This window comes from Kitasatospora sp. NPDC023120, from assembly GCF_055560835.1.
Window position 1 is genome coordinate 48,593 of the sequence record NZ_JBVHHY010000021.1, and the last position, 19,593, is coordinate 68,185.

General features: G+C 73.4%; 24 protein-coding genes. 15 read left to right on the forward strand and 9 right to left on the reverse strand.

Annotated elements, in window-relative coordinates; all coding sequences use genetic code 11:
* Positions 1-19: 19 nt before the first annotated feature.
* Positions 20-661 carry an L-threonylcarbamoyladenylate synthase gene (locus ACZ3TI_RS28310; RefSeq protein ID WP_465731004.1) on the reverse strand — a complete coding sequence of 214 codons (642 nt, stop codon included), beginning with the start codon at positions 659-661 and terminating at the stop codon, positions 20-22.
* Positions 662-825: 164 nt separating this feature from the next.
* On the opposite strand from ACZ3TI_RS28310, the gene ACZ3TI_RS28315 reads away from it, so the two are divergent.
* Positions 826-1,167, forward strand: a complete 342-nt coding sequence (locus ACZ3TI_RS28315) for a hypothetical protein (RefSeq protein WP_465731006.1) — start codon at positions 826-828, stop codon at positions 1,165-1,167.
* Positions 1,168-1,240: 73 nt separating this feature from the next.
* Positions 1,241-1,513, forward strand: coding sequence for a helix-turn-helix transcriptional regulator (locus ACZ3TI_RS28320; protein WP_465731203.1), 273 nt, complete (start codon positions 1,241-1,243; stop codon positions 1,511-1,513).
* A 16-nt stretch (positions 1,514-1,529) separates the two neighbouring features.
* Here ACZ3TI_RS28320 and ACZ3TI_RS28325 read toward each other — a convergent pair whose 3' ends face one another.
* Complete coding sequence (locus ACZ3TI_RS28325; RefSeq protein ID WP_465731008.1) at positions 1,530-1,685, reverse strand: DUF6131 family protein; 156 nt, start codon at positions 1,683-1,685, stop codon at positions 1,530-1,532.
* 180 nt (positions 1,686-1,865) lie between these two features.
* Between ACZ3TI_RS28325 and ACZ3TI_RS28330 the strand changes: the two genes are divergently transcribed.
* Positions 1,866-2,276, forward strand: coding sequence for a nuclear transport factor 2 family protein (locus ACZ3TI_RS28330; RefSeq protein ID WP_465731010.1), 411 nt, complete (start codon positions 1,866-1,868; stop codon positions 2,274-2,276).
* A 556-nt stretch (positions 2,277-2,832) separates the two neighbouring features.
* Here ACZ3TI_RS28330 and ACZ3TI_RS28335 read toward each other — a convergent pair.
* Complete coding sequence (locus ACZ3TI_RS28335) at positions 2,833-4,236, reverse strand: FAD-dependent oxidoreductase (RefSeq protein ID WP_465731205.1); 1,404 nt, start codon at positions 4,234-4,236, stop codon at positions 2,833-2,835.
* A gap of 86 nt (positions 4,237-4,322) precedes the next feature.
* Between ACZ3TI_RS28335 and ACZ3TI_RS28340 the strand changes: the two genes are divergently transcribed.
* Both ACZ3TI_RS28340 and ACZ3TI_RS28345 read left to right on the forward strand, forming a co-directional pair.
* Complete coding sequence (locus ACZ3TI_RS28340) at positions 4,323-4,997, forward strand: TetR/AcrR family transcriptional regulator C-terminal domain-containing protein (protein ID WP_465731012.1); 675 nt, start codon at positions 4,323-4,325, stop codon at positions 4,995-4,997.
* A gap of 156 nt (positions 4,998-5,153) precedes the next feature.
* Positions 5,154-5,378 (forward strand): hypothetical protein, encoded by a 225-nt coding sequence (locus ACZ3TI_RS28345; protein WP_465731014.1) that lies wholly within the window; start codon positions 5,154-5,156, stop codon positions 5,376-5,378.
* A gap of 163 nt (positions 5,379-5,541) precedes the next feature.
* Here ACZ3TI_RS28345 and ACZ3TI_RS28350 read toward each other — a convergent pair whose 3' ends face one another.
* A complete protein-coding gene (locus tag ACZ3TI_RS28350) occupies positions 5,542-5,778 on the reverse strand; it encodes a DUF6296 family protein (protein ID WP_465731016.1) in 237 nt (78 codons plus the stop codon).
* A 211-nt stretch (positions 5,779-5,989) separates the two neighbouring features.
* Here ACZ3TI_RS28350 and ACZ3TI_RS28355 point away from each other — a divergent pair, with 211 nt between their 5' ends.
* The gene (locus tag ACZ3TI_RS28355) at positions 5,990-7,249 is read left to right on the forward strand and encodes an AI-2E family transporter (RefSeq protein ID WP_465731018.1); all 1,260 of its coding nucleotides are present in this window, start codon (positions 5,990-5,992) and stop codon (positions 7,247-7,249) included.
* 127 nt (positions 7,250-7,376) lie between these two features.
* The gene (locus ACZ3TI_RS28360) at positions 7,377-7,757 is read left to right on the forward strand and encodes a GNAT family N-acetyltransferase (protein ID WP_465731020.1); all 381 of its coding nucleotides are present in this window, start codon (positions 7,377-7,379) and stop codon (positions 7,755-7,757) included.
* Positions 7,758-7,908: 151 nt separating this feature from the next.
* On the opposite strand, the gene lpdA is transcribed toward ACZ3TI_RS28360, so the two are convergent.
* Together lpdA and ACZ3TI_RS28370 are read right to left on the reverse strand one after the other, a co-directional pair.
* Positions 7,909-9,315 carry a dihydrolipoyl dehydrogenase gene (gene lpdA, locus ACZ3TI_RS28365; RefSeq protein ID WP_465731022.1) on the reverse strand — a complete coding sequence of 469 codons (1,407 nt, stop codon included), beginning with the start codon at positions 9,313-9,315 and terminating at the stop codon, positions 7,909-7,911.
* A 285-nt stretch (positions 9,316-9,600) separates the two neighbouring features.
* Positions 9,601-11,235 (reverse strand): M28 family metallopeptidase, encoded by a 1,635-nt coding sequence (locus ACZ3TI_RS28370; protein ID WP_465731023.1) that lies wholly within the window; start codon positions 11,233-11,235, stop codon positions 9,601-9,603.
* Positions 11,236-11,386: 151 nt separating this feature from the next.
* Between ACZ3TI_RS28370 and ACZ3TI_RS28375 the strand changes: the two genes are divergently transcribed.
* On the forward strand, positions 11,387-11,563 hold the full coding sequence (locus ACZ3TI_RS28375; RefSeq protein ID WP_465731024.1) for an antitoxin: 177 nt from the start codon (positions 11,387-11,389) through the stop codon (positions 11,561-11,563).
* Between the two features lie 30 nt (positions 11,564-11,593).
* Here ACZ3TI_RS28375 and ACZ3TI_RS28380 read toward each other — a convergent pair whose 3' ends face one another.
* On the reverse strand, positions 11,594-11,878 hold the full coding sequence (locus tag ACZ3TI_RS28380; protein WP_465731026.1) for a hypothetical protein: 285 nt from the start codon (positions 11,876-11,878) through the stop codon (positions 11,594-11,596).
* Positions 11,879-11,952: 74 nt separating this feature from the next.
* Here ACZ3TI_RS28380 and ACZ3TI_RS28385 point away from each other — a divergent pair, with 74 nt between their 5' ends.
* From ACZ3TI_RS28385 to ACZ3TI_RS28395, 3 genes are all read left to right on the forward strand, one after another.
* Positions 11,953-12,543, forward strand: a complete 591-nt coding sequence (locus tag ACZ3TI_RS28385) for a TetR/AcrR family transcriptional regulator (protein WP_465731028.1) — start codon at positions 11,953-11,955, stop codon at positions 12,541-12,543.
* Positions 12,540-13,949 (forward strand): MFS transporter, encoded by a 1,410-nt coding sequence (locus tag ACZ3TI_RS28390; RefSeq protein WP_465731030.1) that lies wholly within the window; start codon positions 12,540-12,542, stop codon positions 13,947-13,949. Before ACZ3TI_RS28385 ends, ACZ3TI_RS28390 begins: the two co-directional genes overlap by 4 nt.
* 192 nt (positions 13,950-14,141) lie before the next feature.
* On the forward strand, positions 14,142-14,438 hold the full coding sequence (locus ACZ3TI_RS28395; protein ID WP_465731032.1) for a cupin domain-containing protein: 297 nt from the start codon (positions 14,142-14,144) through the stop codon (positions 14,436-14,438).
* A gap of 231 nt (positions 14,439-14,669) precedes the next feature.
* Here ACZ3TI_RS28395 and ACZ3TI_RS28400 read toward each other — a convergent pair whose 3' ends face one another.
* Positions 14,670-16,052: an MATE family efflux transporter gene (locus ACZ3TI_RS28400; protein ID WP_465731034.1), complete on the reverse strand. Its 1,383-nt coding sequence runs from the start codon at positions 16,050-16,052 to the stop codon at positions 14,670-14,672.
* Between the two features lie 147 nt (positions 16,053-16,199).
* On the opposite strand from ACZ3TI_RS28400, the gene ACZ3TI_RS28405 reads away from it, so the two are divergent.
* Together ACZ3TI_RS28405 and ACZ3TI_RS28410 are read left to right on the forward strand one after the other, a co-directional pair.
* Positions 16,200-16,778 carry a PadR family transcriptional regulator gene (locus tag ACZ3TI_RS28405; RefSeq protein WP_465731207.1) on the forward strand — a complete coding sequence of 193 codons (579 nt, stop codon included), beginning with the start codon at positions 16,200-16,202 and terminating at the stop codon, positions 16,776-16,778.
* A 204-nt stretch (positions 16,779-16,982) separates the two neighbouring features.
* Positions 16,983-17,852: a class I SAM-dependent methyltransferase gene (locus tag ACZ3TI_RS28410; protein ID WP_465731036.1), complete on the forward strand. Its 870-nt coding sequence runs from the start codon at positions 16,983-16,985 to the stop codon at positions 17,850-17,852.
* Between the two features lie 18 nt (positions 17,853-17,870).
* On the opposite strand, the gene ACZ3TI_RS28415 is transcribed toward ACZ3TI_RS28410, so the two are convergent.
* On the reverse strand, positions 17,871-18,161 hold the full coding sequence (locus tag ACZ3TI_RS28415; RefSeq protein WP_465731038.1) for a hypothetical protein: 291 nt from the start codon (positions 18,159-18,161) through the stop codon (positions 17,871-17,873).
* A 31-nt stretch (positions 18,162-18,192) separates the two neighbouring features.
* On the opposite strand from ACZ3TI_RS28415, the gene ACZ3TI_RS28420 reads away from it, so the two are divergent.
* On the forward strand, positions 18,193-18,477 hold the full coding sequence (locus ACZ3TI_RS28420) for a hypothetical protein (RefSeq protein WP_465731040.1): 285 nt from the start codon (positions 18,193-18,195) through the stop codon (positions 18,475-18,477).
* Between the two features lie 196 nt (positions 18,478-18,673).
* Positions 18,674-19,561, forward strand: coding sequence for an isocitrate lyase/PEP mutase family protein (locus ACZ3TI_RS28425; protein WP_465731042.1), 888 nt, complete (start codon positions 18,674-18,676; stop codon positions 19,559-19,561).
* Positions 19,562-19,593: the final 32 nt, after the last annotated feature.

Genomic DNA, 19,593 nt, shown 5'->3' on the forward strand with positions numbered 1-19,593 from the left:
GGGGCGGGGCCGGGAGTGGCTACCGCTCCCGCAGGTCGGGGACGACCTCACGCAGCCGCTCGGCGCTGATCGCGCCCGCCCGCAGCAGGACGGGCACCTCGCCGGTGACGTCCACGATCGAGGACGGCACGGCGGCGGCGGTCGGACCGCCGTCGAGGTAGACGGCGACCGAGTCGCCCAGCATGCCCTGGGCCGCGTCGCAGTCCTGCGGGGAGTCGTGCCCGGTCAGGTTGGCGCTGGAAACCGCCAACGGACCGGTGGCGCCGAGCAGTTCGATGGCGACGGGGTGCGCGGGCATCCGGACGGCGACCGTGCCGGCGGTCTCGCCGAGGTCCAGCTCCACCGACGCCAGGTGACGGGCGACCACGGTCAGCCCGCCCGGCCAGAACTCCGCCACCAGCTTCCGCGCTCGGTCCGTCACCTCGACCAGCCCGTCGAGGCCCTCCGGGGAGCCGACCAGCACCGGCGAGGGCATGTTCCGTCCGCGGCCCTTGGCCGCCAGCAGCCTGGCGACCGCCTCCGGTGCGAAGGCGTCCGCGCCCACCCCGTACACCGTGTCCGTGGGCAGCACGACGAGTTCGCCGCGGCGCACCGCGGCCACGGCCTCCCGCAGCCCGGCTGCACGCTCGGACGGGTCAGAGCAGTCAAAACGACGAGTCATCAAGGTTCTCCACCGGCGGGCCGCCGGCCCGCACCGTTCATCCGGCCCGACCACCTCGCCGGCCGGGCACGACCCGGTCAGACTACCGGGCGGGCGCCCCGCCCCCCGCCGGGCCCTCCGCCGCCCGGAGGGCGGGCGGCGCCGGGCGGACGTAGGTTGCGGACATGACCAGTGACGAGACGATCCCCGCCGTGGGAGTGCGCCCGCTGGACGAGGTGTTCGCCGCGATCGACACGGCCAACCGGCGTCCCCGGCCGTGGACCGGCTTCGAGCACGGCGTGCTGGGGGCCTACCGGTGGGCGGCCGGGGCCCAGGTCGCGGCGCCGGTCACCGCCACCGCCGCGGTCGGCGCCGCCGAACCGTGCCGGGCACAGCTGCTGGCGGAGTGCCAGGCCGCCGCCGTCCGCCTGCGCCGGGCCCTGACCCAGGGCACCGAGCACGCCTACGTCCTCGGCGCCCACCAGGCACTGGCCTGGCTCTGCGGGCTGCACGAGGAATGCCCGTAAGGGCGTGCCTCCGGCGGTTTCGGACGCGCTCCGGCGGCCATATCCTTGGGCTGTGGAAAACGGCCCGGCCACCATGCGGCAGTGGACCTTCCTGACGAACCACGCCCGCGTCCTCGTCCAGATCGCTCGCGACCCCGGCATCCGGGTGCGCGACATCGCCGCACAGTGCCTGCTCACCGAGCGCGCGGTGCAGCGGATCATCGGCGACCTCGAGGAGGCGGGTTACCTCACGCACGAGCGGCGCGGCCGCGCCAACCACTACAGCGTGATCACCGGCAAACAGCTGCGGCATCCGGCGGACGCCGGTCCGACCATCGCCGAGCTGCTGGCCGTACTGCTGCGCTGACGGTAGCGGCAAGCCGTCAGTAGTAGTGACGGCGTCCGCCGATGGCGTGGCCGATGCCGCCGGCGACCCACAGGACCAGGCCGATGAGCAGAAGCACGATGCCGATGGTCCAGAGGATCGAGATACCGGTGACGAAGCCGATGATGAGCAGGATGACACCGAGGACGATCACGGGAGTCTCCGGAGTTCGATGAGGGTGGGCGTCGAACGGACGGCCTCGCGGCGACCCGCTCCCGGCCCGGTTCACAGCCCCGCGTCTACCGCCGCGGCGGCCGGCCAAACCCCGCGGGCCGGCACCGGTCGGGGCTTCCCCGCAGGCGGGAGTCGACGGACAGGCCCTACGATCCTGAGCATGGCCACGAGCGACGAGGAGCAGGTCGCCGACCTGATCCGGAACTGGGCCGCCGCGGTCCATGCGGGCGACCTCGACGGGGTCCTCGCGGACCATGCGGCGGACATCGTGATGTTCGACGTGCCGCCCCCGTACGAGGGGGTGCGCGGCATCGACGCTTACCGGGAGACCTGGCCGCCGTTCTTCGAGTGGCAGGCGCAGGGCGCGGCGTTCGAGATCGAGTCGCTGGAGGTGACCGCGGGCGCGGACGTCGCCTTCGCGCACGCCCTGTTGCGCTGCGGCACCCCGCAGGACTTCGCCGACCGTCCGGCGCAGCGGCTGCGGCTGACGGTCGGGCTGCGCAAGGAGGGCGGGCGGTGGGCGGTGGTGCACGAGCACCACTCCTTCCCGGATCCGGGCGAGGCCTCGTAGCGGGTGCGGTCCGGGACTCGCGGCGGCTCCCAGGATTCGCGGGACTCCCGGGATTCGCGGGATTCGGGGCGGCTCCTTCGGGTAGGCGCGCGCGTGCAAGGACCCCGCGCAATGACCGCGCGCAATGACCTCGACCGAGGATGGTGCCCGATGACCATTCCGACGCCCCCGGACCCGGACACCCAGCCGATGCCCCACCCGAACCCCTCACCGGGGCCGGACGGCCCCGATCCGGCGCCGCCGCCGATCCCGCCGTTCCCGCCTCCGGAACCGTTCCCGGACGATCCCGATCCGGCGCCGCCTCCGCAGCCGCACCCCGGGCAGGCCTGACGGCCCTCGGACCCGGGGCGAGCTGTTCGATCTCCTCGCGCAACCGGGCCCGGCAGCGCCCGCGCGGGGCTTTCGCCATGCCCTGCCCCTCCCGGACCCGGTACCGCACCGAGCCGGTGGTCCGCGCACCGAGGCGGTGATCCACCACCGTTGCGATGCACGACCGGAAGACCACCGCCCGGGCCTCGCGGCAGCAGGCGGACCGAACCGCGGGCCGGCGCCCCGGTCAGCGGGCGAGGAGCCCCTGGCCGGCGGCGTATTCTGCGAGGCCGTCGGGGGTGTGGCCGGCCCAGCCGACGTAGCCGTCGGGGCGGACGAGGAAGATGCCGGTGCCGTAGGCCTCGTAGGCCGGGATCCGGACCACGGGGGCGGTGACGGCGGGCAGCGGCGCGTCGGTGCCGACGGTGAGCAGGGTCCAGTGCGGGCCGCGGAATGCGTCGAACAGGCGGGTGCCGTCGCGCCGGCCGTCCGGGGCGCGGTCGCCGGCGCGCAGCGCGTCCTCGGGGAGATCGGTGCGGGTGTCCACGGCGAGCGAGGATTCGCGGTAGCCGAGGCCGAGCTGCTGGGTCGCCCGGCCGCGGCGCTGCTGGCCGCGGTGGACGCGGGTGGACAGGTCGAGCATCGCCGCCGCGCTGGCGCGCCGCTCCTCCTCGTAGGTGTCGAGCAGCGCCGGGTCCGCTCGCCCGGTAAGGACGGCGGCGAGCTTCCAGGCCAGGTTGTACGCGTCCTGGACGCTGGTGTTGAGGCCCTGCCCGCCGGCCGGCGAGTGGACGTGCGCGGCGTCGCCGGCGAGGAAGACCCGGCCCGCGCGGAAGCGGTCGGCGAGCGCCGCGCGCGGGCGGAACTCGGAGATCCAGCGCAGCTCGGTCACCTGTTCGGCGGTGAGGTGGGAGCGGGCGGCGACGACCTTGCGCAGGCCCTCGAGGGTGAGGTCCGGGGCCGTGCCCTCGGGGAACTGGGCGACGAGCTGGAAGTCCTCGGTGCCGCCCAGCGGGCAGATCGCCAGCAGACCCTCCTCGGACGGGAAGACGTGCCAGTGCGCGCGGCCGAGCCCGGTGACCCGTACGTCCGCGACGAGCATCGGGGCGGGATCGACGGTCTCCCCCGTCATGCCGATACCGAGCTGCCGCCGGACGGTCGAGCGCCCGCCGTCGGCGGCGACGAGGTAGCGCGCCCGGACCGGGGCGCCGGTGGCGAACTCGGCGGTCACGCCCTCCTCGTCCTGGGTGAGGCCGACCAGCTCGCGGCCGAACGCCACCTCGCCGCCGAGCTCGCGCAGCCGCCCGTACAGGACCCGCTGGGTGAGCCACTGGGGCAGCATCAGCGTCTCGGTGTACGGCTCGGCCTCGGAGGGCTCGGTCGGGTCGTACATGGTGCGCTCGCCCTGCGGTTCGCCGTCCTTCCAGAACAGGTTGGGCGGGTAGTGGCCCGCCACCTCGCGGACCCGGTCGAGCACGCCGTAGTCGTCGAGGACCTCCAGCGTGCGCGGCTGCAGGCCCTTGCCGCGCGAGCCGGGGAAGAGTTCCGCGCCGCGCTCGACCGGCAGCGCGCTGACGCCGTGCCGGGCGAGGTCGAGTGCGAGGGCGAGGCCGGTAGGCCCGGCGCCGGTGATCAGGACGTCCGTGTGCATGCCGCGAGCAGTCACGGCAACCCCCCTTAACGTTGTTAAGTAGCCGATGCCCACAGCGTGCACTTAACGGCGTTAAACTGTCAAGCGTGACTCCGCAGAGAACCCCCAAGCTCGACCGCACCCAGGTCGTCGACGCCGCGCTGCGCCTACTCAACGAGGTCGGCCTCGACGGCCTCACGCTCCGCGCCATCGCCGCCGAACTCGACGTCAAGGCACCCGCGCTGTACTGGCACTTCAAGGACAAGCAGGCGATGCTGGACGAGATGGCGACCGAGATCATGCGCCGCATGACGGCCCGCGCGGCCGAGGCGGGCGGCGACCCCGCCGGCGCTTCGCAGGGGCAGGGCGACTGGCGGGCCGTGTACCTCACGACCATGCGCACCCTGCGCGCCGAGCTGCTGCGCTACCGCGACGGCGCGAAGGTCTACAGCGGCGCCCGGTTCACCGACACCTCGTACGCGGCCGGCCTGGACGCCTCGCTGCGGGTGCTCATCGAGGCGGGCTTCACCATGGCGACGGCCACCCGGGCCTGGTACACGGCGTACAGCTACACCATCGGCTACGTCATCGAGGAGCAGGCCATGGGCCCCACCCCCTTCGACGGCCAGGAGGGCTACGACGTCGAGGCCCGCGCCGAGCGCCTGGCCGCCCACCCGCTGGCCGCCGAGGCGGGCCGGGTGATGTTCCGGGACTTCGACGAGGGGTTCGAGAACGGCCTGGCACTGGTGCTGGCCGGGGTCGAGGCCACCCTGCCCGGCTGACGGCACACCGCACGGCTGACGCCGCCGGCTCCTGCTCGGCCCCGCCGGGCCTTGCCGAGGGCCACAACCATCCCACCGGGTCTGGCCCGGTGGCCGTTCGGGACCCCCCGGGGTTGCATGGACTGACCGAGCCCCCAGCGATCCGGAGGTAGCGCCGTGTACGAGATGTGGGCCGAGCACGACCCGGCGGTGTCCCCGCCCGCCGTGGTGTGGCACGTGGTGGCCAAGGACGACGCGACGTCCTCGTTGTGCGGGCGGTTCCTCGAACCGTCCCAGCGCGTCGTCCCGGCGGCGGACGGCACCGGCGAGAACACGCCGGACCGGTACTGCGACCCCTGCCTGGTCACCGTGCGCGAGGCGCTGGCGGCCAGCGCGCGGTAACGGTCCGCCCGAGGCGTTCCTCGCTGCAGTCGGCACGGCGAACGCCGCGGGGATCGGCCGCGGCGTTCGTCCCTCAACGTTGTTCGTTGTTCGTTGTCGTTCCCGGCGGTGTCCGTCACGGGGTCGATCCGTCACGGGGTCGATCCGTCACGGGGTCGATCCGTCACGGCAGCGGTACGGCCAGCAGACACGGGTGCCGACTGCCGGTCCCCGGAGCGGCGAGGACGGTGGCCACCCCTCCGGTGATCTCCACGCGGAATCCGCCGTCCGCGCTCTCCCAGACGACGCCTCCGTCGGGCCCCACGGCGTGCGTCTCGTGGACGACCACGACGTCCGGTGGAGCGTGCCCACCGATCGGGCCGGGGAGCGTCACCGCGTAGCGGCGCGTGAGGCTCTTCATGACGGCCTCCTTCTCCCCCCACCCTGCAGACCGATTCTCCTCCCGCGCCGAACACCTTGTACACGCCCTGGGAGGAGGCCGCCGCGCGGGGCGGGGGTCACCGCAGGTGTACGAAAGCCCCCGGCCGGAGAGACGCCGGGGAGCAGGACTTCCACCCGGGAGGCTTCCATGGACAGCGGCGGCATGACCGCGCTCGCGGGGTGAGGGGCCGGTGAGCCCCCGCCCGCGGCGGGCCGAACCGCTCGGCAGCCGCCGTCCCCGGGTGGGGCGGCGGCGCGGCAGCGCGGTGACGCCGCACGGGAGCCGGGCGCCCTCCGCCGAGCGGGTGCCCTCCGGGCTGCGGACGGCCGCCGGGTACACCTGGCGGCTGGGGCTGCTCGGCGTCGGCGCCTACCTGGCCGTCGACGTCCTCGCCCGGCTCGAACTGCCGCTCATCGCATTGTTCGTGGCGCTGGTCATCACCTCGGTCCTGCGCCCGCTGGTCGACCTGCTGGCCAGGGTGATGCCCCGCTCGCTCGCCGTCCTGCTCGCCATCCTCTGCAGCGTCGCCGTCATCGGCGGGGTCCTGACGCTGGTCGGGACCACTGTCGCCGACGAATGGAGCCGGCTGGGCAACGAGCTGCGCGGCGGCCTGGGCCGGATCGACCGCTGGCTCACCGGCGCCCCCTTCCACCTGCGACCCGGCACCGTCACCGACCTGCGGGCCAAGATCGGCGACTTCATCGCCGCCCACCGCTCGGCGCTGGTCAGTACCGCGCTCAGTGGTGCGGGCCGGGCCGTCGAACTGGTCACCGGGCTCGCGCTCGCGGTGTTCTGCTCGGTGTTCTTCCTGCACGCCGGCGACCGGATGTGGTCCTGGGCCCAGCGCCAGCTGCCGGCCCGCAGCCGTACGGTCTGGGACCGGGCCGGGCAGGCCGCCTGGCGCACCTTCGCCGGCTACACCCGGGGCGTGCTGATCGTGGCGGCGACCAACGCCGTCCTGGTCGGCATCGCCCTGGCGGTCCTGGGCGTGCCGCTGGTCCTGCCGCTGACGGTGCTGGAGTTCGTGGCGGCGCTCATCCCGCTGATCGGCTCCCCGATCGCCCTGGCAGTCGCCTCGCTGGTCGCCCTGGCGGCCCGCGGCCCGGTGGTCGCCCTGCTGGTGCTCGCCCTAATCGTGGTCATCGGCCAGATCGAGGGCCACCTGCTGCACCCGCTGGTGCTCGGCTGGTCGGTCCGGATCCACCCGGTGGCCGTCGCCCTGTCGGTGACCGGCGGCGCCGTCCTGGGTGGCGTCCTCGGGGCGGTGGTGGCGGTGCCGGTGGTGTCCGTCGCCTGGGCGGTGATCGGCGAGCTCCGCGAGCTGCGGAGCCACCCTGGCCCGCGCGGGCACTCACCGGGCGATGCCCCGCCGGCGGGCGATCAGCCGCGTCGCCGCAAGGACGAGCGTCGGCGCCCGGACCAGGCCGAAGAGGGCCGGCACGACCGCTGAGCGTGCATCGACGCCGACCGGCGGCAGGCCCGCGGACGGGGCCGGCGTCCCCGACGGCACGGAGACGGGCACCCGGACGGCGCGGAGGGAGGGATGGCCCGGAGAAGGGCGGCCTGGCAGGATGCCCATGATCGACTTCCAGCGGCACTCCGCACGACCGAAGGGCCCCACCGTGACCACTCCCACCAGCACCGTCGTCGAGCGCGCGGACGAGAAGCACCGGTACGAGATCCTCGTGGACGGCACGCTCGCCGGCTTCACCGAGTACCGGGACCACGAGGAGCAGCGCGTCTTCTACCACACCGAGATCGACGACGCCTTCGCCGGTCAGGGCCTCGCCTCCCGCCTCGTCCAGGAGGCGCTGACCGACGTGCGCGCGGCCGGGAAGCGGATCGTGCCGATCTGCCCCTACGTCGCCAAGTTCCTCACCAGGCACGACGAGTTCGCCGACATCACCGACCCGGTCACCCCCGAGGTCAAGGGCTGGCTGCGCACCCAGCTGTACTGACGCTGCCGTTCCTGTTCTTCGCACACCCCGTCAGCGGGCGCGGCGGCGTGCTCTACCGGCGTTTCGACGGCCGGCTGGGCCTGATCGCGGGGCGGGCCTGAGCAGCGGGCCCGCCCCGGATCCCCCGGACTCCGGGGTCAGGACCGGTGCGTCACATGTTGATCATGTGACCGGCGAGGCCGTGGATGGCCTCCTTGACCGCCTCGCCCAGGGTCGGGTGGGCGTGCACGTTGCGGGCGACCTCGTGGACGGTCAGGTCCCACTGCTGGGCCAGCGTCAGCTCCGGCAGCAGCTCGGTGACCTCGGGGCCGATCAGGTGGGCGCCGAGCAGCTCGCCGTACTTGTTGTCGCTGATGACCTTGACGAAGCCGATCGGGTGACCGAGGCCGTGCGCCTTGCCGTTCGCGGTGAACGGGAACTTGGCGACCTTCACGTCGTAGCCCAGCTCGCGGGCCTGCGCCTCGGTGTAACCGAAGGAGGCGATCTGCGGCTGGCAGTAGGTGGCGCGCGGGATCATGGCGAAGTCGACCTCCATGGTCTCCGCCCCGCCGATGGTCTCGGCGGCGATCACGGCCATCGTCTCGGCGGCGTGCGCGAGCATCAGCTTCGCCGTCACGTCGCCGATCGCGTAGATGTGCTCGACGCTGGTGCGGCCGCGGCCGTCCACCGCGATGGCGTTGCGGTCGGTCAGCTTGACGCCGGTGTTCTCCAGGCCGTAGCCGTTGACGCGCGGCGCGAAGCCGATCGCCTGGAGCACCTTGTCGGCCTCCAGCACCTTCTGCTCGCCGTCCTTGGTGACGGTGACGCGGACCTTGGCGTTCGGGTCACTGTCGTCGATCGACTCGACCCGGGTGGAGGTCAGCACCTCGATGCCCAGCTTGCGGTACTGCTTGGCGAGTTCGGTGGAGACGTCGACGTCCTCCAGCGGCACCACGCGGTCGAGGAACTCGACGATGGTGACCTTCACGCCGTAGTTGTGCAGCACGTAGGCGAACTCGACGCCGATCGCGCCGGCGCCCGCGATGATGATGCTCTCCGGCAGCTGCTCGGTGAGGATCTGCTCCTCGTAGGTGACCACGCGGTCGCTCAGGCTGGTGCCCGGCAGCAGGCGGGTGGTGGCGCCGGCCGCGATGATGCAGTTGTCGAAGGTGACGACGTCGAAGCCGCCGCCGCTGAGCGCGATCTGGATGGTGCGGTCGTCGACGAAGGTGCCCCAGCCGTCGTACTCGGTGATGCCGTTCTTCTTCATCAGGTAGTGGACGCCCTTGACCCGGCCGTCGGCCACCGAACGGCTGCGGCGGAAGGCCTCGCCGAAGTCGAAGGTCACCTGGCCCTCGACCTTGATGCCGAAGGTCTTGGCCTCCTTGGTGAAGATGTGGGCGAGCTCGGCGTTGCGCAGCAGGGCCTTGGAGGGGATGCAGCCGACGTTGAGGCAGACGCCGCCCCAGTACTTGGCCTCGATGACCGCCACCTTCAGGCCCAGCTGGGCCGAGCGGACGGCGGCGGTGTAGCCGCCGGGGCCCGCGCCGAGGACGACGACGTCGTAGTGCGTGCTCATATTGCTGACTCCTCCGAGGGTGTCACGGTGTCGTGATCTCGGTCCCATGGTGTCAGGACCGGGCTCGGCGCACCCACCGGGTCTCGGCGGCTGCGCTCCGCGCGGCACCGTACAGGGCCCGGGGCCGGATTGTCAGTGGTCTCCGCTACGGTGACCGGACCGGCGCCCACCAGGGGCGATGACGGAGGGGAGGGAGCGGATGGCGGATCCGCGCACGGTGCGCGAGGCACCTACGGCGGGCGGGTGGGCCCGCCGCCCGAGGACGGCAGCGGGCCCACCCGGGCGTCAGGCCGCCACCTCGTCGGCGCAGCCGCTCGCTGCGGCGTCGTTCGCGCCGCTGATACCGGGGCCGCTCGGGGCCGCGGGCTTCCCGGCCGACTTCCCGGCCGGTGGCTGCGTCGGCACGGGCCGCTGCAGCGAGGAGAGGTCCCAGGCGTAGGTGCCGACTGCGTGGGCGATCACGTCGATGTTGACGTCGAAGGCGTCCATGTCGATGTTGCCCAGGTTGTCGCAGGCCTTGTGGTAGCAGGAGTCGTAGGCGGTGCCCGCCGTGCCGCCGTAACGCTCCGCCTGCTCGGGGGACTTGATCTTCTCGGCTCCGGTGTCGGTGCCGCCGGCCGGGATGCCCGCGTCGATGAACGGTCCGTAGTCGGAGCGGCCGTCGAAGGCGGTCGGGTCGTGCGGCAGGCCCAGGCCGTCCAGGTAGCCGGTGATGTCCCGCTCGATCTGCGCCGAGCCCTCCGGGCCCGCGCTGCCGCCGGCACTGCCTGAGCCATTGTAGACGAACTGCGCGTAGTTGGGGGATGCGATCATGTCGAAGTTGAGGTAGAGACGGATCTTCTTCCGGTCCGCCTCGGAGAGTGACTTCACGTACGCCTCGGAGCCCTTGAGGCCGAACTCCTCGGCGGACCACCAGGCGAATCTGACCTTGTTCTTCACCGGGTGGACGTTGAGGTTCTTCGCAACCTCGAGGATGCCGGCCGAGCCGGAGCCGTTGTCGTTGATGCCCGGTCCGGCGGGGACGGAGTCCAGGTGCGCGCCGACCATCACCGTGTGGTCCGGGTCCCCGCTGCGGGTCTCGGCGATGACGTTCCAGGTCTTGCGCGGCTCCATGAGGGTGCGGATGTCGAGGGTCACCCGCACCGGCCCGGCGGCCGCCTGGGCGGCCAGGGCCTCGCCCGCCGCCTTGGTGATCCCGCCGGTCGGGACCTTCCCGGAGGTCGGTTCGCCGAGGGTCCCGTTGAGGTCGCCCTCGGCGTTGTTGTAGATGAGCGCCCCGGACGCGCCCGCCGCAGCGGCGGCGGCCTGCTTCTGGGCGAAGCTGCATCCACCGCGCCGGATCAGCGCGACCTTGCCGGTGAACCCGCCCGCCGGATAGTCGGTGGGCGCGCAGCCGGTGGTGGCAGTGACCGGGGCGACCGCCAACTCGGCGGTCAGGCCTGCCTCCGGGCCGCTCACCGAGTACGTCATGGCGATCACCGGCACGGACTCGGCCTTCGGGGACACCACGTCGAGGCGCTGCGTCCGGGCCTCGAAGAAGGTGTACTCGAACTCCTGCTTGGACACCTTGAGCCCGGCCTCCCGCGCCTGCTCGTAGACGTACTGCGCGGACCGGTCGTGCCCCTTCGAACCGGCCACCCGGGTACCGCCGTTGCGGTCGGCGAACCGCTGCAGCACGGCCAGGGTGTCGCGGGCGGTCTCGGCGTCACTGGCCTCGACCAGCCGGGCGGCCAGCTTGGCGCCCTTGCGCGCCGGGTCCGGTTCGGCGGCGGCGCTCCCGGCGCCGGCCAGCAGCAGCGGGGTGACGAGGGCGGCGGCGGTCAGTGCTGCGCCCGCACGGCGCCCGGTGAGGGCGGGACGAGGGCGCGGTAACGGGGTGGAGCGGTCGAGCGGGGAGGTCGAGCGACGGGTGCGCAGCATCAAGGCGACTCCTTCCGACGGGCCGTGAACTCACGATTTGACAGGACCGGAATCGCCTTGCCAAGCCCGCCGCGCATCCCGCGGGATGCGCGCGGGGGGATGCGCGGTGATATTGGAGGAGTGGGGCCGTCTCATCCAGGAGTGTGACCACATGTCCATGATGGATAAGCTCAAGAGCCTGCTGAAGGGCCACGAGGACCAGGCCGAGAAGGCCGTCGACAAGGCCGGTGACACTGTCGACGAGCGCACTCAGGGCAAGTACAGCGGTCAGGTGGACGCCACCCAGGAGCAGCTGAAGAACGAGTTCCGCGACCAGCCGCCACAGTAACGACCGGCTCGTCCCCTCGCGGACCGGGTGTCAGCCCGCTCCGGTGTCCGCAGCCCCGGTCCGGCCCTTCGGCCGGCCCGGGGTTCCGCCTTCGTACGGGGCGGCGGGCGCGTCCTGCGGAGCGGGCTCGTCCTCGTGATGTGGCGGATCCTCGTGGGCCGGGGCGTCGTCCTGTGTCGGGGCGTCCTCGTGAGCCGGCCCGCCCTCGGTAGCGCCGCAGTTCTCGCACGGCTCGGGCCCGGGCCGCTCGCGCAGCCGTCCGCACTCCGGGCACACCCGGTCCAGCCAGCAGGCCGACTCGCCGCCTTCGTCCATGCCGCCGATTCTGCCCGGGCACCCTCACGAAGGCGAGTAGACACTGTCTACGCGCTGCTGGTAGACAGTGTCTTATGACTGATCAGGAAAGGGACCTCCGGGCCCGACTGGTGGCCGCCGGCGTCGAACTGGTGGCCACCGGCGGCGTCCAGGCACTCGGCCTGCGCGAGATCGCCCGCCACGCCGGCGTCTCCCACGGTGCGCCCCGCCGCCACTTCCCCACCCACCGCGAGCTGCTCGCAGCGATCGCCCAGCAGGGCTTCGGCAAGCTCACCGACTCGCTGGCCGGTGCCGACACCCTCGCCGCCGGCACCGGCGCGGACGCCTGCGGCCGCCTGGACGCGCTCGCCCGCGCCTACCTCGGCTTCGCCGCCGCCAACCCCGGTATGTTCGAGCTGATGTTCCGTCACGACCTGCTGGAGGGCAGCGGGGCGGAGCTGCGCCACACCACCGTGCCGCTGTTCCTCACCTTCGTCGGACTGGTCACCGAGGTGCGCCCGGACTCCGACGACCAGGTCGCCGCCACCGCCGCCCTGTGGTCCAACCTGCACGGCCTGGCCCAGCTGCGCGCCTGGGGCAGCCTGCGGCTCATCACCGGCGGCGAGGACGTCGAGCCGCTGCTGCGCGCCGCACTGGACGCGCACCTCGGACCGGCCGCCCGATGACGCCGCCGGGACAGGCCCTGACCCTGCGGCTCACGCTCGGCGCGAGCATCACCGGCGCCGTCCTGGTCGCCGTCGACGGCACCGCGCTGGCCGTGGCCCAGCCCGTCCTCCAGCGCGACCTGCACGCCTCCATCGCCACCGTCCAGTGGGCCAGTACCGGCTACCTCATCACCGTCGCCGCCCTGCTGGTCTTCGCGGGCCGCCTCGGCGACTGCTACGGGCACCGGCGGATCTTCGCCCTCGGCGTCGCGGGCTTCGCCGCGAGCTCGGCCGGGATCGCCCTCGCACCCGGCATCGGCTGGGTGATCGCCCTGCGGGTGGTCCAGGGCGTGGCCGGCGCCCTGCTGCAGCCGGCCACCCTCGGCATGCTGCGCGCCGTCTGGCCCGCCGAGCGGCTGGCCGGCGCGATCGCGGTGCGCACCGCCGCAATCGGGCTCGCGGTGGCGGCCGGGCCGCTGGTCGGCGGGGCGCTGACCGCGCACGTCGGCTGGCGGTCGGTCTTCCTGCTCGGCCTCCTGCCCGCCGCGGCCGCGCTGGCGGCGGTCCTCGCAGTACCGGCCTCGGCCTTCGCCCCGCCGACCGCGGCGCGTCCCGAGGCGACCGTACGGGGCGGCGGGCTCGATCTGGCGGGCGCGGCACTGCTCGCACCGGCCTTGGCCTGCCTCGTCCAGACCCTGGTCGCCCTGCCGGACTCCGGGTGGTCGGTCACCACGGCACTCGGTCTCGCGGCGGCCGGGCTCCTCGCCCTGGCCCTGGCCCGGCACGAGCGGCGCACCGCCCGTCCGCTGCTGCCGCCCACCCTGCTCCGCTCACGGGCGGTCGCGCTTCCGCTCGGCGTCCTGCTCGCCGCCTCGGCGGCGCTCCAGGGCGCGCTCTTCCCGGCGACGTACTTCCTGCAGGAGGTGCTGGGGCTCGACCCGCTGCAGAGCGCGCTGCGGGCGGCCCCACTCGCGGTGGCGATGATCCTCGCGGCGGCGACCTCGGCCCGGCTGGCGAAGCGTCACGGCGAACGCACCGTCGTCCTGGCGGGAATGGCCCTGCTCACCTCGGGCGCGCTGCTCACCGCCCGGCTCGGGGCCGGCTCGGGCGCCGTCGCGATCGCCCTCTGCTTCCTGCTGCTGGGGACGGGCTTCGGCACGGTGATGGCCACGGCCACCGCGATGGTGGTCCGGGGTGCGTCCGCCGCCGAGGCGGGCGTCGCGGGCGGACTGCAGCAGACCGCGCTGAACGTCGGCCCAGCGCTCGGCATCGCCCTGGCCACCACCACCGGCCGCACCGAACCGGGCACCGCGCTGGCGCCGGCCGCGCTGGCCATGGCTGCCGTGGCGGCGGCGGGGACGCTGCTCGCCGCCCGCCTGCCGGGCCGAACCGCCGAGCGGGAACGGGAGTTCGCCGGTCACCAGTGAGGCCGCGTTCGGATGAACCGGTACAGCGTTCGGATGAACCCGGTCGGCCTGGCCCCCGCCCCCACCGCTCAGCGGCACTGGCGTGCCCCCGACCGGCCGGGGCCGGGCCGGCTGTCCCACCGTGCACGGCCGTACGCACGGAGCTACCGTCGGCAGCAGGTCACTCCCCCTTCTCGCAATCCGGAGGTTCCGATGGCAGCTGACGCTGCGCAGGTGGCACCCGACGTGTACAAGGTCCTCTTCGAGAACGACCGAGTCCGGCTGCTCGAGGCCCGGCTTCAGCCCGGCACCGCGACAGCCATGCACCACCATCGCGACAACCTCGTCTACAACCTCGCGGACGGGCAGGCGTCCTTCACCGACGAGTCCGGTGAAACCGTCGACGTCCGGCTCGTGGCCGGCGAGACGATGTGGTTCCCGGCGGTGGACCACTCCACGCGCAACACCGGTAGCACCGAGGTCCGCTCGTTGCTGTTCGAACTGAAGTAGCGACCCACGTGACGGAGCGCACCCCCGGCCGCCGCCGGGCTGTCGGCTGTCGTCAGCCGGCTGGTGGTGCCGTCCGTTCCCCGCTGTCACCCTCCTCAGCGACTACCTCGACGGCCTCGATGTCGGCGGCGTCGAGGCCGTCCTGGCCCCCAGCGGGGGGTGCTGGCGACCGTTCCACCGGCCGACTGGCCGTCGTGGCGTGTCCCGTGCTCCGCGGCTGCTGACGCACGGTCACTCGACCGGCTGCGGCACCTGCGGCACCTGCGGCTCGGCGGCCGTCACCGGAACCGGCGCCGAGGCCGCACCCGCACCCGGGGCTGCTCGACGCCGGGCGAGGACCGAGAGCAGCGCGAGCTGCAGGGCCGCACCCACCGCCGGTCCGAGCCAGACGCCCGAGACTCCCAGCGACCCCGACAGGCCTGCCGAGGTGGCGAGTTGGGCGCCGAGACCGAGCAGCACGGAGAGCACCAGCGGGCGGCCGGCGCCCGACGCCTGGTGGACGCCACCCAGGGCCACCACCAGCGCGTACGGGAGGAGGTAGAGCGCCGCCATCCGCAGGAAGCCGACGGACTGCGCCACCACCGCCAGGTCGTCGGTGAACAGCGCGGTCAGCGGGGCGGCGAGCGTCGCGGACAGCACCGCGGCCACCGCACCGAGGAGCGCGGCGAGGCGTCCGGTGTCGCGGTGCAGGGTGCGCAGCGCCCCGATCTCCCCCGCGCCGGTGAGCCGGGCTGCCTCGATCGCGGCGGCCTGGCGCAGCGCGTAGAAGGCCATGGTGACGACGAGCAGCACCCGGTAGCCGACCCCGAACCCGGCCACCGCCGCGACACCGAAGCCCGCCACCAGCCCGAGTTGGGCGGTACCGACGGCCATCCGGGCGGTGAAGTCCAGGCCGAACGGCGCTCCCGCACACACGATCCGCACCGCCGCCGCGCGCTCTCCCCCGGTGGCTCCGGCCGCCTCCGCCGGCGCCTGTTCGCGCGGCCGTCCGCGCAGCCGCAGGGTGACGGCGAAGGCGACCGCCCGCGAGACCGCCAGGGCGAGCGCCGCGCCCGGCACGCCGAGGGCGGGCAGCGGACCAGCGCCGAGGATGAGCAGCGGGTCGAGCACGAGCAGCAGGGCGTTGGAGAGCAGGGCGATCCGCATCGGGGTGCGGGTGTCGCCGGCGCCCTTGAACAGTTCGTCGGCGATGCGCTGGCCGAAGAACAGCGCGAAGGCCGGGAAGGCGACGGTGAGGTACTCGGCGGCGCGGGCGGCGGCCTCGCCGTCCAGGAACACGCCCGCAAGGCGGTCGCGCAGCAGGAAGCCGGGGGCGGCGATCGCGAGGCTGCCCGCGGCGCAGAGCCGCCAGGCGGCGCGGGTGGTCCGGGCGGCCTCGGCGCGGTCGCCGGCGCCGAAGGCGTGGGACAGCCGGACGCTGGTGCCGGAAGCGACCACCAGGACGAGCCCGAGCAGCAGGTTCTCGACGGTGCCGGCCAGTGTGACGGCGGCGACCGCGGCCCCGCCGAGGCCGGCCACCCAGAGCGTGCCGATCACCGAGGCGATCACCCCGGACAGCAGTTCCGCGTAGACGGGTACGGCGAGCGCCGTGAGTCGGGGCAGATGCCCGCGCATGATTCCTCCCCTGTTCCGCCGTCCGGAGCCTGTCCTGCGGACCGGTCCTGGACTGCAACCTCGAATAGAGATACATCGAATCGAGGTATATCGGCAAGAGGTAACATGAGCGCTCCCCGGGCGCACTCCGACGGAAGGGCTTCGACCGTGCTGACCCTCGCGATCCTCGGCTTCCTGTTCGACCAGCCACTGCACGGCTACGAACTCAGGTCCCGGATCACCGGCCTGACCGGGCACGTCCGCCCCGTCAGCGACGGCGCGCTCTACCCGGCCATCGCGCGGCTGGAGAAGGCCGGCCTGCTGTCCCGCCGCAGCGAACCCGGCACCGGCGCGGCACAGCGCCAGACGCTGGAGCTGACCGAGGAGGGCCGGGCCGAGCTGCTGCGGCGGCTGGCCGATCCGGAGCAGGCCGAGATCACCGACCAGATCCGGTTCTTCACCCTCACCGCGTTCCTGCACCACCTCGCCGACCCACCCCGGCAGGCCGCCGTCCTCCGCCGCCGCCTGGCCTTCCTCGCCGCGCCGAGCAGCTTCTTCTACGACGGGGACGGCCACCCCGTCAGCGCCGAGCGGGAGTCCAACCCCTTCCGGCGCGGGATGCTGCTCGTCGCCCGGGCCTCCACGGCGGCCGAGCGGACCTGGCTGGACGAGACCATCGCCGAGCTGGAACGGCCCGAACACTCCGAAGGCCCCGACCACTCCGGGCACCCCCGACGGGCCGAATAGCGCGACGGACGCGAACCGCTCGAACGGCCCGATCCGCGCGACCGACCCGAGCCGCTCGAACGGTCGAGCGGAGGGTCGGAATCCGGTCCTTCCGAACCTGGTTCCACCTGGCCCCGGCGTGGCTATGATGATCCGCCTCACGTCCTCGGCGTCCCTCCGCGGCGTGATCCGCCACCGCGCCCCGCCGTGCCCCTGGAGGCCGCCGTGCCCACTGCCGAAGCCACAGCTGCCAGTCCCGTGCCGCTGAAGCGGGACGACATCCCCGGTTGGTTCTTCAGCCTCGACCGGGCCGCCTTCGGGCACCTGCTGTCCAGCCAGAGCGCGGCCGGCGTCACCGGCGACATCCTGGAGCTCGGCAGCTACCTGGGCCGCAGCGCCGTCCTGCTCGGCGACCACCTGCGGCCGGGCGAGCGGCTGACCGTCTGCGACCTGTTCGACTCCGAGGCGGGCGACGAGGACAACGCCGCCGAGATGGACATGTCCTACCGGAAGACCCTGACCCGCAGCGCCTTCGAGGCCAACTACCTGGCCTTCCACCACGAGCTGCCCGAGATCGTGCAGGCGCCCACCTCGGTGCTGACCGACGGCCGGATCCCGGCGGGCAGCTGCCGGTTCGTCCACGTCGACGCCTCCCACCTGTACGAGCACGTCGCCGGGGACATCGCCGTGGCGCGGGCCGCACTCACCGAGAACGGCCTGGTCGCCCTGGACGACTACCGCTCCGAGCACACCCCGGGCGTCTCGGCGGCGGTCTGGGAGGCGGTCTTCACCGGCGGGCTGCGCCCGGTCCTGCTCACCCCGATGAAGTTCTACGGCACCTGGGGCGACGCCGCGGCCGCCCGGCAGGTCCTGCTGGAGCGGGACTGGCGGGCCGAGGGCTACACGGTGGACGAGGACACCATCGCCGGGGCGCGCGTCCTGCGCCTCAACTACCAGGTCAAGGCCCCGGTCCAGCGCTCCGCCCCGCGCCGGCTGGCGCTGGAGCTGCTGCCGCCGGTCGCCACCAAGGCGACCCGCCGGATGCTCAAGACGCTGCGCGAGCGGCGTGCGGCTCCGCCGGTGCGGAGCGCCTGAGCCCCGACGGGCCCCCGGCTACCGCTCCTGCCGCCCGGCGGGAGCGGGCGGGGCCGGCGCCCGCTCCCGCGACGGCTCCGGTACGGGCGCCGCGTTCGACGCCGCCTTCGGTACGGGAGCCGTCCTGGGTGCGGGAACCGCCTTCGGTACGAACGCGTAGGCGAGCAACGCGCCGAGGATCCCGGCGGCCGCGGCGGCGACCAGGACACGGTTCAGGCCCTCGAACGGCAGGGGCTGCCCGAGTTGGCGGAAGGTCGTCATGGCCCCGGCGGCCGTGCCTGCCCGCTCCGGCGGCAGCGCAGCGAACACCGCCGCTCCCATCACGGGGCCCGTCAGGCCCATGCCGACGCCGGTCACCGCCGGCCCGGCCGCCAAGGAAGCCGCGGAGGAGTGCGCGTCCAGCCCTGCCTGCAGCGCACAGCCGACCCCGCTCAGCAGCAGGCCGGTGCCGAGGACGGCCCGCGGCGACCGGCCGTGCAGTCGGCGGCCGCTGAGCAACCTCGCGCGCTACCTGACGACCCGGATCGCCGGGCTGGACGCGATCCGGACCATCGAGACGGCGCCCGTCATCCGCACCCTGAAGCGCGCGGGCGCACTGCTGCCGATCGAGCGTCGGCCTCTCTGATCCCGACCCCTTGACACCCTTTCGACACATGAACGGGTTTTACGCCTTTCCTATTGTCGCGCCCCATTCACTCCAACGGGGGAATCTCCTTTAAAGATTTGCCCACGGAACATTAAAGGGCGCATAGTGATGACACCTCAGTTCGGTCTAGCGATCACCAAGTTCAGGCAAAGTCATCCCAGACGAGGAGAAGGCCTTGTTCCACGGAACCACGACGACGGACGCCCCCGGGCAGCGGCTCCGCGCGGAGATCGCGGGCCCCGGAACCACTCCCCTGATCGGCGTCTACGACATGTACTCGGCCTCCATCGCGGCCGGGCACTACAACGGCATGTTCGTCTCCGGCTTCGGCTTCGCGGCCTCCTACTACGGGCTGCCCGACATCGGTTTCATCGCCTGGCCCGACATGGTCGCCTTCGTCGAGCGGCTGCGCGGAGCGTTCCCCGGGCACCACCTCCTGGTCGACATCGACGACGGCTACGTCGATCCCGAGGTCGCCTGCCACGTCGTGCGCAGGCTCGAACGCATCGGCGCCTCGGGCGTGATCCTTGAGGACCAGAAGCGGCCGCGCCGCTGCGGCCACGCGGACGGCAAGCAGGTCCTCCCGCTGGAGGAGTACCTGGAGAAGCTGGAGCTCGTCCTCGCCAACCGGACGGACCTCGTGGTGGTCGCCCGCACCGACGCCACCGAGGAGGACGACATCCTGCGCCGCGCCCGGGCGCTCGCCGCCACGGACGCAGACGTGGTGCTGGTCGACGGCGTGCGCAGCGAGGAGTGGATCCGCCGGATCCGCGCGGTGGTCGGCGACAAGCCGCTGCTGTTCAACCAGATCGCGGGCGGCAAGTCCCCCCGGCTGTCGCTCTCGGAGCTGACGGAGCTGGGGGTGGACGTGGCCATCTACAGCACCCCCTGCCTGTTCGCCGCGCACCGCGCGATGGACGAGGCGCTGGCCGGGCTGAAGGTCGCCGACGGGCGGCTGCCCGCGGCGGCCGAGGAGAGCCGGCAGATCGGCGTGCGGGAGTCCACCGAGCTGCTGGAGCGGAACATCTCCCGCTCCCGCGGACTGACGGCGGTGTCAGCGTGAGGGCCCGGCTGGGCGGGCCCTCACCGCCCTGG